The sequence below is a fragment of the Tsukamurella sp. TY48 genome, from assembly GCF_019656655.1.
GTDB classification, from domain to species: Bacteria; Actinomycetota; Actinomycetes; order Mycobacteriales; family Mycobacteriaceae; genus Tsukamurella; species Tsukamurella strandjordii.
Genome location: NZ_BPMV01000001.1, coordinates 607,803 through 623,037, shown reverse-complemented (window position 1 = coordinate 623,037; position 15,235 = coordinate 607,803). Strand labels below are relative to the sequence as shown.

Annotated in this window: 13 protein-coding genes; 6 read left to right on the top strand and 7 right to left on the bottom strand. The window is 68.6% G+C overall.

The window, feature by feature from the left end; translation table 11 throughout:
- The first annotated feature begins 37 nt into the window (after positions 1-37).
- The 3 genes from nrdF to TTY48_RS03040 are packed head-to-tail and all read left to right on the top strand — an operon-like array spanning position 38 to position 2,276.
- On the top strand, positions 38-1,042 hold the full coding sequence (gene nrdF, locus TTY48_RS03050) for a class 1b ribonucleoside-diphosphate reductase subunit beta (protein WP_220656108.1): 1,005 nt from the start codon (positions 38-40) through the stop codon (positions 1,040-1,042).
- A gap of 35 nt (positions 1,043-1,077) precedes the next feature.
- Positions 1,078-1,575 (top strand): hypothetical protein, encoded by a 498-nt coding sequence (locus TTY48_RS03045; RefSeq protein WP_220656107.1) that lies wholly within the window; start codon positions 1,078-1,080, stop codon positions 1,573-1,575.
- A complete protein-coding gene (locus TTY48_RS03040; protein ID WP_220656106.1) occupies positions 1,575-2,276 on the top strand; it encodes a hypothetical protein in 702 nt (233 codons plus the stop codon). The genes TTY48_RS03045 and TTY48_RS03040 overlap by 1 nt, the downstream gene beginning before the upstream one ends.
- A 93-nt stretch (positions 2,277-2,369) precedes the next feature.
- Here TTY48_RS03040 and TTY48_RS03035 read toward each other — a convergent pair whose 3' ends face one another.
- From TTY48_RS03035 to TTY48_RS03010, 6 genes are all read right to left on the bottom strand, one after another.
- Positions 2,370-2,864 (bottom strand): carbonic anhydrase, encoded by a 495-nt coding sequence (locus TTY48_RS03035; RefSeq protein ID WP_220656105.1) that lies wholly within the window; start codon positions 2,862-2,864, stop codon positions 2,370-2,372.
- 142 nt (positions 2,865-3,006) lie between these two features.
- Complete coding sequence (locus TTY48_RS03030; RefSeq protein ID WP_220656104.1) at positions 3,007-3,648, bottom strand: hypothetical protein; 642 nt, start codon at positions 3,646-3,648, stop codon at positions 3,007-3,009.
- Between the two features lie 38 nt (positions 3,649-3,686).
- A complete protein-coding gene (gene ligD / locus TTY48_RS03025) occupies positions 3,687-4,634 on the bottom strand; it encodes a non-homologous end-joining DNA ligase (RefSeq protein ID WP_220656103.1) in 948 nt (315 codons plus the stop codon).
- A gap of 10 nt (positions 4,635-4,644) precedes the next feature.
- Positions 4,645-6,204, bottom strand: a complete 1,560-nt coding sequence (locus tag TTY48_RS03020; protein ID WP_220656102.1) for an FAD-dependent oxidoreductase — start codon at positions 6,202-6,204, stop codon at positions 4,645-4,647.
- A gap of 83 nt (positions 6,205-6,287) precedes the next feature.
- The gene (locus TTY48_RS03015; RefSeq protein WP_255585714.1) at positions 6,288-7,292 is read right to left on the bottom strand and encodes a diiron oxygenase; all 1,005 of its coding nucleotides are present in this window, start codon (positions 7,290-7,292) and stop codon (positions 6,288-6,290) included.
- 271 nt (positions 7,293-7,563) lie between these two features.
- A complete protein-coding gene (locus TTY48_RS03010) occupies positions 7,564-8,502 on the bottom strand; it encodes an ABC transporter substrate-binding protein (RefSeq protein WP_220656100.1) in 939 nt (312 codons plus the stop codon).
- Between the two features lie 245 nt (positions 8,503-8,747).
- Here TTY48_RS03010 and ctaD point away from each other — a divergent pair, with 245 nt between their 5' ends.
- The 3 genes from ctaD to serB all read left to right on the top strand — a co-directional run bounded on the left by ctaD (position 8,748) and on the right by serB (position 13,044).
- Entirely contained in the window at positions 8,748-10,493 is a 1,746-nt protein-coding gene (gene ctaD / locus TTY48_RS03005) for a cytochrome c oxidase subunit I (RefSeq protein WP_255585474.1), read from the top strand.
- A 107-nt stretch (positions 10,494-10,600) separates the two neighbouring features.
- Positions 10,601-11,782, top strand: coding sequence for an endonuclease/exonuclease/phosphatase family protein (locus TTY48_RS03000; protein ID WP_220658421.1), 1,182 nt, complete (start codon positions 10,601-10,603; stop codon positions 11,780-11,782).
- Positions 11,758-13,044 carry a phosphoserine phosphatase SerB gene (serB, locus tag TTY48_RS02995; RefSeq protein ID WP_374758676.1) on the top strand — a complete coding sequence of 429 codons (1,287 nt, stop codon included), beginning with the start codon at positions 11,758-11,760 and terminating at the stop codon, positions 13,042-13,044. Before TTY48_RS03000 ends, serB begins: the two co-directional genes overlap by 25 nt.
- A gap of 19 nt (positions 13,045-13,063) precedes the next feature.
- Here the strand turns inward: serB and glgX are convergent, their stop codons facing one another.
- A complete protein-coding gene (gene glgX, locus TTY48_RS02990) occupies positions 13,064-15,187 on the bottom strand; it encodes a glycogen debranching protein GlgX (RefSeq protein ID WP_220656098.1) in 2,124 nt (707 codons plus the stop codon).
- Positions 15,188-15,235 lie beyond the last annotated feature (48 nt).

Genomic DNA, 15,235 nt, shown 5'->3' with positions numbered 1-15,235 from the left:
GCACGTTGAAATCCAGATCTGCGAAAACAGAGGTGTCATGTCTGAAACCGCCGCTCACAGCCCCGCCGACGGCGCGCCCATCAAGCTCGTCAGCCGGGTGTCGGCGATCAACTGGAACCGGGTTCCGGATGAGAAGGACGCCGAGGTCTGGGATCGCCTGACGGGCAACTTCTGGCTGCCCGAGAAGGTGCCGGTCAGCAACGACATCCCCTCGTGGGGCACGCTCACCGACTACGAGAAGCAGCTCACCATGCGGGTCTTCACGGGCCTCACGCTGCTCGACACGATCCAGGGCACCGTCGGCGCCGTCAGCCTGATCCCCGACGCCACCACTCCGCACGAGGAGGCGGTGCTCACCAACATCGCGTTCATGGAGTCGGTGCACGCCAAGAGCTACAGCTCGATCTTCTCCACGCTGTGCAGCACGCGCGAGATCGACGACGCCTTCCGTTGGTCGGAGGAGAACGAGCAACTGCAGCGCAAGGCGCAGATCGTCATGGACTTCTACCGGGGCGACGATCCGCTCAAGCGCAAGGTGGCCTCCACCCTGCTCGAGTCCTTCCTGTTCTACAGCGGCTTCTACCTGCCGATGTACTGGAGCTCGCGCGCCAAGCTCACCAACACGGCCGACATGATCCGCCTGATCATCCGCGACGAGGCCGTGCACGGTTACTACATCGGGTACAAGTACCAGCGCGGCCTGGAGACACAGAGCCCGCAGCGCCGCGAGGAGCTCAAGGACTACACCTTCGAGCTGCTCATGGAGCTATACTCCAACGAGGAGGACTACACCGAGTCGCTGTACGACGAGGTGGGTCTCTCGGAGGATGTCAAGAAGTTCCTGCGCTACAACGCCAACAAGGCCCTGATGAACCTGGGCTACGAGGCGCTGTTCCCCAAGGACGCCACCGACGTGAATCCGGCTATCCTGTCGGCTCTTTCGCCCAACGCAGACGAGAACCACGACTTCTTCTCCGGCTCCGGCTCGTCGTACGTGATCGGCAAGGCCGTCAACACCGAAGACGAGGACTGGGACTTCTGAGTCCTTTCGTAGCGAAGCAGCGGCTCACCATCGGTGTGCTGCTGCTTTACTTCGTCGTCGTCCCACTGGCGGCATTCGTCGCGCTCGCCATGATCGGATCACCCGATTCCGAGATCCGTGGGCCGTTCTCCGCGCCGGTGATGGGGTGGATCGTTCTGGTCTTCTGCGCGGTGTGCTTCGTCTTCGTTCTGGCGACGTTGACTGTGCGCCGCACCGCGCTGATCGTCGACGAGCAGGGGATCCGTTCGCCCAGAAGTGGGTTCGCGTTCGCATGGTCAGGCGTGGAGGCCATCTACGTCGGCAGCTACCAGGGCGGACGATTCGGCCCCACGATCCACGTGCTGGGGGTGAAGGGTGTGCCGGTGAAGCCCGGATTGCCCCGACTGCCTCTCGCCGGCCTGAACGCTGCCTCGATGGGGCTGCCGTCCACGGCCCGGCGCTACCGCGTGACCTGGCAGATCGGGACGCGCCCCAAGTTCGACGAGGCACTCCGAGCCATCCGCCGAGCATCGCCCGGCACGCCGATCTTCTAATGGCCACAGGACGCGGGGACGACAGCACAGTTTCTGCCCTGATTCGACGGCCGCCGGTCGCGATCGGAATCGCCGCATTCCTCACGTTCTGCTTCCTGGTCGCGCCACGGCAGATCGTCGGGACGGGCTTCGATGCGCGAGCGGGACGCGAGTTCCCGCCGTACATCGCCGGAGGCACCGCGGATCTCACGCCGGGCCTGCGAGCACTCGTGGACGACTGGTCGCGCTATCACCTCGTCAAGGCGGTCTTCGCGGGACTGCTCGTGGTGCTCGCACTGTACCTCGGACATCGTGCGCTAGCGCTCATCCCGGCCGTGCTCCTCATCGCCAACGTGCAGGGATCGCTCGCACCGCTGTCGTCGGCGTTCTCGCTGCTCGGCAGTCGCGTCTCCGAGTCCGACGGTCCGCTCGCGGAAGCCCTTGGCCTGATGCGGCGCCAGCTCACGGCAGGCGAGTTGTCTCCCCCGATCGACGCCCTCGTGAATGACTTCGCCTGGTACCACCTCGTATTGGTGATCATGGCCGGCGCGCTGACGATCGTGGTGCTCACCTGCGCGGTGCGCGATTGGCGACAGGATCGACGGGGCTGGGCGCTCGCGACGCTGGTCGTGGCAGTCGGGGCGGGGATCGTCGCCGCAGCCAACGTCTCCACGGCGCTGGAACCCGCCCGGGGCCTGCTCGATTTCCTCGGGGTGCCCTAATCCGTCGCGGGTACTGCGGTTTCGGAGACGACACGCCGGGGTTTCGCCGCCGAAACCCGAGGACTCTGGGGCGGCATTGAACGAGGACGGCCGCTAGCCGGCGGCGACCTCGTGCAGGCGTCCCGTGGCGACGTCGAAGACGAAACCGCGGAGTGACGTGGTCGCCGGGATGAACCGACTGGACGAGATCCGCTTGATGGACTGCCGCACATCGGCTTCCAGATCGTCGAAGGCCTCGGCGGCCCAGGCGGGCTTGATGCCGGTATCGGCCAGGATGTCGGCCTTGAACTGATCATCTGTGAAGGTGAGCATCCCGCAGTCGGTGTGATGGATCAGGATGATCTCGGTGGTCCCCAGTAGTCTCTGGCTGATCGCCAGCGACCGGATCTGGTCCTCGGTGATCACGCCGCCCGCGTTGCGGATCACGTGCGCCTCACCTTCTTTCAGGCCGAGGGCGCGGTAGACGTCCAGTCGCGCGTCCATGCACGCGACGACGGCGACGTGCTTGGCCGGAGGTAGTGGAAGCGGCCCCGAGAAACTCGCGGCGTAGGCGGCGTTGTTCGCAAGCAGTTCGTCGGTGACGGTCATGCACTCATGCTCGGCTCCGCATGAGCTGCTGCCCACCGTTCCGATCGGGTTGATCGCAGCCGCCGCGCGTCAGTGGCCAGCAGTACCGGTCAACGGGCACCGGTTCTCGTGCCGCGAGTGCCGCTGTGCGGCGGCGCGTGCGTTACGCGAGGACACCGATCACGTTGGGAGTCGGGGTCTCGTTGACGCCGAGCGGATGCGGTCCGTCGACCTTCGCGCCGGTCTTCGTGTCCCACGATTCGACCATCAGATGCTGGCGCATATACGCGACATAGAGATCGAAGGTCTTGCCTGTCAGCTCGGGTTGCAGGGCTACGGCGGCGCTGCACTTCAGGTACAGGGTGAAGCTCACGGAGACGTCGTTCCCGTTGCGGGTGCGCGGCGTGAACGTAGGGCCCTGATCCGTGTCCACAGTGCCGGGTTCACAGCGTCGTGCCGGCTCGTCGCCCTGCTTGCGGACGTGCTCCTCTGTTCGGGCGGTCCAGACTCGATAGGTGACGTCGGGTACGCACCGGCCGTAGATGCGGATCGGGCTCGTCGAATGGAATCCGGCGTCGCACGGAAACAGCCCCTGCTCCCACGTGGCCTCGGTGACGATCTGATCGGGAATGAAGCCGCCATTCACGGTGCAGCCGTCGCACAGTCCCGTGGCCTCCGCGATCGGCAGGCCGTTCGGTACGCGATCAGCGGGGCGATGGGTAGCCCATACGGCACCGGTCACCGCGAGGACGACGGCGCCGCACGCGAGAATCGACACCGCCTTCCGCGATCTTGGCCTGAACACACTGTGAGTTTACTGAAACAATGCGCGCAGCGCTGTCCCTACTCGTCCGGGAGACCATCGCGGTCGGCCCATGCGATCAGGGTGTCCAGTGAGAACGCCTCGTCATCGATCTCGGCGTGCAGGTCGCCGAGCTCGGCGAAGCGGGCGGGGAGCGTGCGGAGGGTGAAGTCGTCGGGGTGCACGTCCGGCACCTCGTCCCACGTGATCGGGGCGGAGGCGGTGGCGATCGGGGTGCCGCGCAGCGAGTACGCGCACGCGATGGTGTGATCGCGGGCGTTCTGGTTGTAGTCCACGAACACCGCCGCGGGATCGCGTTCCTTGCGCCACCACGCCGTCGTCACATCGTCCGGAGCGCGGCGTTCCACCTCCTGTGCGAAGGCCAGCGCGGCACGGCGCACCTGCGAGAACGTCCACAAAGGCGAGATCCGCACGTACACATGCAGGCCCGAACCGCCCGAGGTCTTGGGGAAGCCGCGGATGCCCAGTTCATCGAGCACCTCGTGAACGACGCCGGCCACGCGCTGCACGCGCTCCCACGGGCAGTCCGGCATCGGGTCCAGATCGATCCGCCATTCGTCCGGGCAGTCCAGATCGGTGCGCCGGCAGTTCCACGGATGGAACTCCACGGTGGACATCTGCGCCGCCCAGATCACGGAGCCGAGCTCGGTGACCACCACCTCGTCGGCGGTCCGGCCGAACCGCGGGAAGTAGATCTCCACGGTCTCGAGCCAATCGGGCGCACCCGCGGGAATCCGCTTCTGATGGACCTTCGGCCCGTCGACGCCCTTCGGATACCGGTGCAGCATCGTCGGACGATCACGCAGCGCGCGAACGATTCCCGGGCCCACGGCCTCGTAGTACCGCACCACGTCGAGCTTCGTCGCCCCGATCTGCGGGTAGTACACCCGATCCGGGCTGGAGATCCGCACGGTGCGATCACCGACGGTCACGTCCACCGGTTCGCCGTGCTCGGAGCGGGAAGCCACGGCCCGAAGACTACGCGCCCAGGAAGCGGCCCAGGGTGCGCTTGCGCTTGCCCGCCGGGCGGCCCTTGACGACCCCGCTCATCACGTCTTCCGCGAACTTCTCCACCGTCTCCTGCGAGTCGGTCTTGTTCGTACCGATGAAACCGTTGGGACCGCGCTTGATCCAGCCCGTCACGTATACGCCGGGCAGCGGCGCACCGTCGTCCCCGAGCACCCGGCCGGCCTCGTTCGGCAGCACCGCGCGGCGCTCGTCGAAGGGCAATCCCTCGACCGGCACACCGCGGTAGCCCACCGAGGTGAACACCATGCCGACGGGCAACTCGATCGCCTCGCCGGTCTCGGTGTGCTTGGCGTGCAGCACCAGGCCGTCGCCCGTGTCCTCGATCGACTCGGGCGTGGTGAGGAACCGGAACCGGATGCGGCGCGGCGCTTCCGACTGGGTCTCCATCGACTCCAGCAGCTGCAGCTTGTGCGAGACCAGCTCCGAATCACTCCCCGCGACCAGGGTCTCGGCGACATCCGGATCCGGGTGCACGATCACGGTGCGCTCGTCCGCGAGGCCCAGCGCCTCGGGCAGCGTGAAGGCGGCGTGCTCGGGGCCGCGACGGGCCACGATCACCACCTCCTCGACCTTCGAGTTCTTCAGTGCGGCCAGCGCCGCGGGGGAGATGGTGGTGCCCTCCAACTCCTCCGGCTCGGCGGTGAGGATGCGGGCGGCGTCCAACGCCACGTTGCCGTTGCCGATGATCACGATGCGGTCGTGCGACAGGTCCACGTCGTCGCCGCGATGCTCGGGGTGGCCGTTGTACCAGGCCACGAAGTCGGTGGCGCTGCGCACGTTCGGCAGGTCCTCGCCCTCGATGCCCAGCTTCTTATCGGTGCTCGCCCCGACCGCCACGATGATCGCGTCGTGCCGGCGGCGCAGCTCCTCCAGGGAGACGTACTCGCGCGCGGCGTTCGCGGCGCTCCCGGTGCCGGGCCGGCCCACCTCGGTGTTCAGGTGGATCGTGAAGTTGGGATCGGCCGCGACCTTGTCGAACAGGCCGGAGACCTTGCGGGTGCGGGTGTGATCCGGAGCCACGCCGAACCGGGCCAGGCCGTAGGGCGTCGACAGCTTCTCGTAGACGTCGACGGTGACGCCCTCCCAGCGCAGCAGCTCATCGGCCGCGTACATCGCGGCCGGGCCGCTGCCGATCACGCCCACGCTCACGACGGTGCCATCGGGGATGGGGAGCTGCTTCGGGGGCACGGTGTGCGCCATCGGAGGCCGGCTGCGCTCCTGCGGGTTCGGCCCGCCGAGCGACGAGTTCGCCGGATCCGCCGCGGCCAACGAGCGGTTGATCTCGATGTAGACCTTGTGCTCCTCGGGAAGGCGGTGCGCGGGTCCGATCGCGTCCACCGGGCACGCCGTCACGCAGGCGCCGCAATCCACGCACGTCGTCGGGTCGACGTACAGCATCTCGGCCGTCGCGAAGCCCGGCTCATCGGGCGTCGGATGGATGCAGTTCACCGGGCACGCGAAGGTGCACGCCGCATCGCTACAGCAGGACTGGGTGATCACGTGGGGCATGGTTCGCCTCTCCGGTTTTCTCCGGTCATACGGGTCCGGCTCGGCGGATGACCGCCGAGCCGGATTGTTGGGGCTGAGTCGGGCTACTGAGCAGCGTAGGACGGCTCGCTACGGAAACGCGAGGACCGACCGTTGATGCCCAGTACGCGCCACAGCACACGCGAGACCGGATTCATCAGGCCCGTGCGATCCGCGAGCATCCGAACGTCGCCGAAGACCTCCCGCTTGAGGTTCTTCGACTCGGGCGAACGCCAGAAGATGTCCTTCTTCACCGAGCGCGGGATGTCGAAGGTGTCCCAGAACTGCCTCGGCGGCACCATGATGGCGCCGAGCAGGATGCGCATCACCAGCGGCAGCGCCAGCGAGAGCAGGAAGCGGGGGATGGGGCCGCGGGTGGGGATCTTGTGCTCGAGCAGCTGGTGCGCGAAGCCGATGTGCCGGGCCTCCTCGGCCACGTGGATCTGCATCACCGAGGTCATCACCGGGTGCTGCGTATCCGCGGAGCGCAGGAACTGCTTCTGCAGGTGGTCGATCGGCTCCTCGCCGGCGAGCACGCCCATGTAGAAGATGTTCGGGAAGGTGGTGGCCGCCAGCGGGATGATGGGCGAGAGGCGGCGGAACCACCACGCGCCACCGGGGACGTCCATGCCCACGCGGTTGACGAACTCCTGGAACATCAGCGTGTGCTGGCACTCCTCCTTCGCCTCGTGCGTGGCGTACCGGAACTCGGGCGAGTTGTTCGGCTGCACGGCGGTGTACTGCATGATTCCGCGGATCAGGATCGACTCGAACTGGAGGCCGACCTTGGCGACATTGGCCTGGCGCCACATGCCGATCTCGATCTGCTTCTCCAGCGGCTGCGCCTGGTACCAGGGGTGCCGGCCGATCGGATCGAAGCGCGGGTTGCACACCCAGCGCGGATCGTTCGGGGTGATCGCCAGCTCGGGATCGTCCCAATCGATGTCGACGTACGGGTCGAAGTTGCGCCGTACCGACGCCTCCGACAGGTCGTTGAGCGTCTGCTCGTACTCGGTCTGACCCGGGAACGAGCGGCCACGCATACGGGCCATGTGGGTAACTCGCGGCATGTTCAGCAGAGCCATGATCGGTCCTTTCCGATACACGCGGGCGGCCGTTGACCTGCGCTTCCCTTCGATCCCTGTGGGAAATGCCACAAGAGTTTCTGCAGGTAGAAGCCGTGCGTGAGATTGAACTGCCCTCAGGCTATCACTTGCGACAAGCATGAATGAAGGGTCTTGCGCGCCGAATCCGTGAACAGGTGTACACCGAGCGTCGGGCCAGGGGTTTTAGCGCACCCGTGTGAGGCGCGTCACGGTGAAAGTGTGACGAGTCGCGGCGTCAGGACGACGCTTTGATGGTGTTCGTGACGTCGTGCACCACGATCCCGGCGGCCACCGGGCCGCCGGCCGAGAACCAGGACGAGTCCTCGACGAGCAGCTGCCGCTTCGCGGTCACCGCGCGCAGGTCCTTCCAGCTCGACGAGGTCATCGCCGACATACCGAAGTCGCGTCCCTGGTCGCCCTGGTAGCCCACGTAGATGAGGTCGCCCTCGGCGGCCGAGTAGTCACCGTCGCGCATGAGGACGGGTTCGGCCTTGCGCTGCGGTTCGGGCCGCGCGACCTGGAGCTCCGCCAGGACCTGCGCCGCCAGCGGCGCCGTCCCCTCGGCGAGAGCCCGCTTGTCGGCCGTGAACCGCACCAGCGAGACCACGTTGTGGATGCCGTCGACCTTCGGCACGGCCTCGGCCACGTCCTTCTGATAGCGGTCCAGCACGCCCCGCGCCTCCGCGGGCAGGCGCACCGCGTCCGCGAGCGCGAGGAAGCTGCGCCGCCAATCGGCGCCGGGGGAGGGCACGATCACCGGGCGGCCCGCCCGACGGTTAGCGTCCGCCGAGCGATCGGTGCCGATCACGAGATCGGCCTGCGCGCCGTCACCCAGCTGCGGGACCTTAGCCAGGGCGCCGCCCAGGTACGACGGGACCGCGCCGCCGACCGCCTTCACGCGGTTCTGCAGGCCGAGGGCGCACAGCCCGTCCAGGAGGTCGGGGTCGGTGACCACGATCGTGGCCGGGGCCGCGGTGCCCGCCAGCGGCGCCGCGCACGCCTGGTCGGGCTTGCGGTCGAGGCCGATGATGTTGGCCGAAGCGAGCCGGGTGGTGGTCGTCGCGATCGACGCGAAGGGCTGCTGGATCGGCTCGTTGCCGCCGCACGCGGTCAGTCCGGCCACCGCGACCGCCGCGATCGCGACCATCCGCATCGAACTACTCGCCCTGCTCACGGCACCGTCCTCACCTGTCGTCCCGAATCAGCGCCACGCTAGCAGGAGCAGGCCGGTTCCCCCGTCCCGCGACGCGAGTACGACGCAGAGTAGGACCGCGGGGACAAGTGCGGGGGCGAGGGGCTACGCTTACCCACGAAGCGTGGCGTCCGCCGTGAGCGAACGTCCCGCGATAGACCTGAATGAAGAGGCTTCAGGCCGGTACCGACAGCCGCGGTGCCGACCGGCCCAGGGCAGGAGGATTTGTGACCGCGCAAGCGCATCGTCCGGCAGTCGAGGTGACCGCCGAGCGTCCGTATCCGCAGCGGACCGGGCCCAAGGGGTCGTTCATCTACAAGCTGGTGACGACGACCGATCACAAGACGCTGGGCATCATGTACATCGTCACGTGCTTCGCGTTCTTCCTCATCGGTGGCCTCATGGCCCTGCTGATGCGCGCCGAGCTCGCCGCGCCCGGCCTGCAGTTCCTCTCCACCGAGCAGTTCAACCAGCTGTTCACCATGCACGGCACCGTGATGCTGCTGCTGTACGCGACGCCGATCGTGATCGGCTTCGCCAACTTCGTGCTGCCGCTGCAGATCGGCGCGCCCGACGTGGCCTTCCCGCGTCTCAACGCGTTCGGCTACTGGCTGTTCGTGTTCGGCGCGATCATGGTGATCTCCGGCTTCATCACCCCGGGTGGCGCCGCCGACTTCGGCTGGACCGCGTACACCCCGCTGACCGATGCGCTGCACTCGCCCGGCCCCGGTGCCGACCTGTGGATCATGGGCCTCGCCGTCGGTGGTCTCGGCACCATCCTCGGCGCCGTCAACATGGTGACCACCGTGGTCTGCATGCGCGCCCCCGGCATGACGATGTTCCGCATGCCGATCTTCACCTGGAACATCCTGGTGACCTCGATCCTGATCCTGCTGGCCTTCCCGCTGCTGACCGCGGCGCTGATGGGCCTGGAGGCCGACCGCCAGTTCGGTGCGCACATCTACGACCCCGCCAACGGCGGCGTCATCCTGTGGCAGCACCTGTTCTGGTTCTTCGGTCACCCCGAGGTGTACATCATCGCGCTGCCCTTCTTCGGCATCGTCTCGGAGATCTTCCCGGTGTTCAGCCGCAAGCCGATCTTCGGCTACAGCGGCCTGGTGCTGGCCACGCTCGCGATCGCCGCCCTGTCCGTGGCCGTGTGGGCCCACCACATGTACGCCACCGGCGCCGTGCTGCTGCCCTTCTTCAGCTTCATGACCTTCCTCATCGCCGTGCCAACGGGCGTGAAATTCTTCAACTGGATTTTCACGATGTGGAAGGGGCAGATAACGTTCGAATCGCCGATGCTCTTCTCGATCGGCTTCGTCGTGACCTTCCTCTTCGGTGGTCTGACCGGTGTGCTGCTGGCCTCGCCGCCGCTCGACTTCGCGGTGTCCGACACCTACTTCGTGGTGGCGCACTTCCACTACGTGCTCTTCGGCACCATCGTTTTCGCGACCTACGCCGGTATCTACTTCTGGTTCCCGAAGATGACGGGCCGCCTGCTGGACGAGGGCCTCGGCCGCTGGCACTTCTGGCTCACCTTCATCGGCTTCCACATGACCTTCCTGGTGCAGCACTGGCTGGGCGCCGAGGGCATGCCGCGCCGCTACGCCGACTACCTGGCCAGCGACGGTTTCACCACGCTGAACCAGATCTCGACGGTGGGCGCGTTCATCCTGGGCGCCTCGACGCTGCCCTTCGTGTGGAACGTGTTCAAGAGCTACCGCTACGGCGAGGTCGTCACGGTCGACGACCCGTGGGGCTTCGGCAACAGCCTCGAGTGGGCCACCAGCTGCCCGCCGCCGCGGCACAACTTCACCGAGCTGCCCCGGATCCGTTCGGAGCGCCCGGCGTTCGAGCTGCACTACCCGCACATGATCGAGCGGATGCGCTCCGAGGCCCACATGGGCCCGGGCCACTCGTCCGAGGTCGACACCGAGCGTGTCAGCAGCGGCAAGGGCGACATCTAGCCCCACGCACTCGACGAACGGCGTCTCCCGCGAGGGAGGCGCCGTTCGGCGTTTCCGCGGACGCCACCCACGTGTCACCCGGTGCCGCTAGCGTCCGCATCGTGCGCATGCAGAAGCTTCTCGCCGTCCTCGCCGTCACGTCCCTGGTCGCCGCCTGCGGCTCCGGTTCCGACGGTGCCGCCGGCGCACCGTCGTCGTCCGCGAGCGCGCGCAGCGACGGCACGGTGCGGATCGCGACCTTCAACGCCAGCCTGAACCGCACCAAGCCCGGCGAGCTGCGCAGCGACCTGAGCACCCCGGGCAATCGGCAGGCCCAGGTGATCGCCGAGATCATCCAGCGCACCAACCCCGACGTGCTGTTGATCAACGAATTCGACTACTACGCCGACAACGCCGCGGCCGACCTGTTCCGCAGCAACTACCTGCAGGTGGCGCAGAACGGGCAGCGCGCCGTCGAGTACCCGTACGCCTGGTCGCCCCCGGTCAACACCGGCGTACCGTCGGGCCGCGACCTGAACGGCGACGGCCGGACCGACGGGCCCGACGACGCCTACGGCTTCGGCCAGTTCCCCGGACAGTACGGCCTGCTGGTGCTCTCGAAGTTCCCCATCGACACCCCGTCGATCCGCACCTTCCAGAACTTCCTCTGGAAGGACCAGCCCGGCAGCATGCTGCCCCGCGACTACTACGGTGCCAACGCCGACATCCTGCGGCTGTCCTCCAAGACGCACGCCGACGTGCCGATCACCGTTGACGGGAAGACGATCCACCTGTGGGTCTCGCACCCCACGCCACCGTCCTTCGACGGTCCCGAGGACCGCAACGGCCGCCGCAACTTCGACGAGATCCGGCTGTCCGCCGACTACCTCGCCGGCGGCGACCGCGCCTCCTACCTCTACGACGACAAGGGGCAGCGCGGCGGCCTCCCGGCGGGCGAGTCCTTCGTGCTGCTGGGTGATCAGAACAGCGACCCCGACGACGGCGATTCGGTGCCCGGTGCGATCGCGCAGGTACTGAGCCTCACCCAGGACCCCCGGCCCACCTCCGAGGGCGCGGAGAAGGCCGGGGAGGGCTCGAACCACCGGACCCCGTCGCGGTACGACACCGCCGACTTCAGCAAGCCCACGCCCGGCAACCTGCGCGTGGACTACGTGCTCCCGTCGAAGGACCTCACGGTGGCCGGGACCGGCGTCTTCTGGCCCGCACCCGGACAGCCCGCCGCCGAGCTGATGCCGCCCAAGACGAGCTCCGATCACCGGCTCGTATGGCTGGACCTGAAGACCTCGTGAGCGTCGTCCTCGACGGCGCCGTCTACGCTTCTCGCGTGCACGATTCCACGGCTCCCACGATCCTCATCACCGTGACCGGCGGCGACAAGCCCGGCGTGAGCTCCGTCCTGTTCGGGGTCCTGGCCCGAAACGCGGTCAGCATCCTGGACGTGGAGCAGACGGTGATCCGCGGCCGGTTGACCCTGGGCGTCCTGGCGTCCGTCGACGGCGACCCCGAGCACGTGCAGGAACTGGTCGAGCAGTCCATGGCCACCGTCGGCATGGACGTGGCGGTCGAGATCTCCGGCGAGCAGCCCCCGCGCCCGCGGGTGGCGACCCACGCCGTGGTGCTGCTCGGCGCGCCGATCACCGCCCGGGCCCTGTCCGCGGTGGCCTCGACGCTGGCCGCGGGCAATGTGAACATCGAGTCCATCTCCGGGATCGCGGACTACCCGGTGACGGCGCTGGAGCTGCTGGTCACGGTTCCCGACGAGGCCACCGGCGACACCCGTCTGCGTGCCGATCTCGCCGCGGTCTCGAAGGAGCAGGGCGTCGACATCGCCATCTCGCGCGCGGGCATCGCGCGCCGCTCGAAGCGGCTGATCTGCTTCGACGTCGATTCCACGCTGGTGCAGGGCGAGGTGATCGAGATGCTCGCCGCCCGCGCCGGCAAGGAGGCCGAGGTGGCCGCCGTGACCGAGGCGGCGATGCGCGGTGAACTCGATTTCGAGCAGTCGCTGCACGCCCGAGTGAAGGCCCTGGAGGGGCTGCCGGCCTCGGTGATCGATGAGGTGGCGGCTGAGCTGCAGCTCACTCCCGGTGCCCGCACCACCATCCGGACCCTCAAGCGGCTCGGCTATCGCTGCGGCGTGGTCTCCGGCGGCTTCACCGCGGTGATCGAGCCGCTCGCGGCGGAACTCGAACTCGACTTCGTGCGCGCGAACACGCTGGAGATCGTCGACGGGGTGCTCACCGGCCGCGTGATCGGCGAGGTCGTCGACCGCCCCGGCAAGGCGCGCGCGCTCGGTGAGTTCGCCGCGGCCTTCGGCGTGCCGGTCGACCAGACCGTCGCGGTGGGCGACGGCGCCAACGACATCGACATGCTGGCCGCCGCCGGACTGGGCGTGGCCTTCAACGCCAAGCCCGCGCTCCGCGAGGTGGCCGACACCGCGCTCTCGCACCCGTACCTGGATGCGGTGCTGTTCGTGCTCGGCGTGACCCGCGACGAGATCGAGGCGGCCGACGCCGTCGACGGCCACGTGCGGCGCGTCCCCCTGGCCTAGCGGCAGGGCCCGCTGCCCGTTAGGCCTCCTGGAAGACCAGCACCGTCGGGCCGGTGAGCGTGACCTCGGCGCGTGCCCCGAACCGGGATTCGCCGGACGGTTCTCCGGTCGGCTGGGTGCTGTCCACGACCAGTTCCCAGCCGTGTGCGCACGATGCGGGCGCGCCGAGCGTGACCGTGGTGGTCTCGTCGCCGGAGTGCCACACGATGAGCGCGTCCTTGTCGGGGATCGCGCGGTCATGGCTGGGGGAGCGGACATCGGAGCCGTCCACCCAGGCCTGCAGCGTGCGCACGTCGGGCGACTGCCAGGCGTCACCGGCCATCTGCGCACCGTCGGCACCGAACCACGCGAGGTCGGGTTCGCCGCTGCGCGTGAGCCTTCCATCGAAGAACTCGTGCTGCCGCAGCACCGGCGTGGCCCGGCGGACCGCCGCCGCCCGCGTCACGAAGGCGGTCAGATCGGTATCGGCGGAGTCCCAGTCCAGCGCGTAGGCATCGGCCGCGGCGGCGTCCTCGGGCACGCAGTAGGCGTTGTTGTTGCCGTACTGGGTGTGCCCCATCTCGTCGCCGCCGAGCAGCATGGGGGTGCCCGTGGACAGCAGCAGCGTGGCCAGCAGGGCGCGCACGTGCCGGGCCCGCGCCGCGAGGATCACCGGATCGGTGGTGCCGCCCTCGAAGCCGTGGTTCACCGAGTGGTTGTTGTCGGTGCCGTCGCGGTCGTTCTCGCCGTTCGCCTCGTTGTGCTTGCGCTCGTAGGAGACCAGATCGCGGGCGGTGAAACCGTCGTGGGCGGTGACGAAGTTTATCGACGAGAAGGGCGTGCGGCCGGGCGCCCCGAACAGATCCTGGCTGCCGGACACCCGCGACGCGAGATCGCCCACGGTGGCACCGCCGGCGAAGAAGGCGCGCACCGTGTCCCGGTAGCGGTCGTTCCACTCCGCCCACACCGGCGGGAAGCCGCCCACCCGGTAGCCCTCGCCGGTGGCGTCCCAGGGCTCGGCGATCAGTTTGCGCGTGGCCAGCACCGGATCGGCGGCGATCGCGGACAGCAGCGGCGCGCGGTGATCGAACGGGATCGCCGGACCCTGCGGCCCCGTCGCCGTGCGGCCCCGGCCCAGCACGCTGGCGAGATCGAACCGGAAACCGTCCACGCCCAACGACTCCGACCAGTACCGGAGGCTGTCGAGCACCATCCGCAGTGCGGGCGGGGAGGCGCAGTCCACGGTGTTGCCGCAGCCGGTGTAGTCGAGGTCCTCGCCGCTGTCCAGCAGGTAGTACCCGGGGGCGTCGAGGCCGCGCCAGGACAGCGACGGGCCGTCGGCCGAGGACTCGGCCGTGTGGTTGTAGACCACGTCCAGCAGCACCTCGAGGCCGGCCGCGTGCACTGCGGAGACCATGGCCGCGAACTCCTCGACCTCCCGGCCCGGTTCGGCGGCGAACCGCGGATCCGGGGCGAAGTAGGCGCCCGTCGAGTAACCCCAGTGGTTGCGCATGCCCCGTGCCCGGACGCCGGGCTCGGTGAGGCAGGCCTGGACCGGCAGCAGCTCGAGGGCGGTCACGCCGATCCGCCGGAGGTGATCGAGCACCGCGGGCTGGGCGAGGCCGAGGTAGGTGCCGCGCAACTCCTCGGGGACGCCCGGGTGCCGTGCGGTGTACGAGCCCACGTGCACCTCGCAGATCACGGTCCGGTCCCAGGGCACGCGCGGTCCACCCTCGGGCGGCGTCGGGGTGCCCGTGACCACGGATCGCGGGATGTCGGGCAGCGAGTCGACCTTCGACGGTGCGCCGTCCGCATCGTGGGGGAGCAGCGCCGCGGCGTCACCGAGCGGGCCGCTGATCCGGCGGGCGTACGGATCGATGAGCGCCTTGTGCTCGTTGAATCGCCGTCCGTGTTCGGGCTCCCACGGTCCGGCCGCGCGCAGGCAGTACTGCGCGCCCTCGCCGATGCCCGCGACGAAACCGTGGTGGATGCCCGCGGTCTGCGCGGGGAGGCGCAGGCGCTGTTCGGCACCGTCGTCGTCGATCAGGCAGACCCAGACGTCGGTGGCGTCGGGTGCGTGGACGGCGAAGTTCACGCCGCCGGGCTGCGGGGTGGCGCCCAGCGGGGTGTGCGCGCCGGGGGACGGGTGTTGGTCGGTGGACACGGCACCATCCTGCCCGTCCGGGGCGGCGGCCGTGGGGCAGGATGGAGA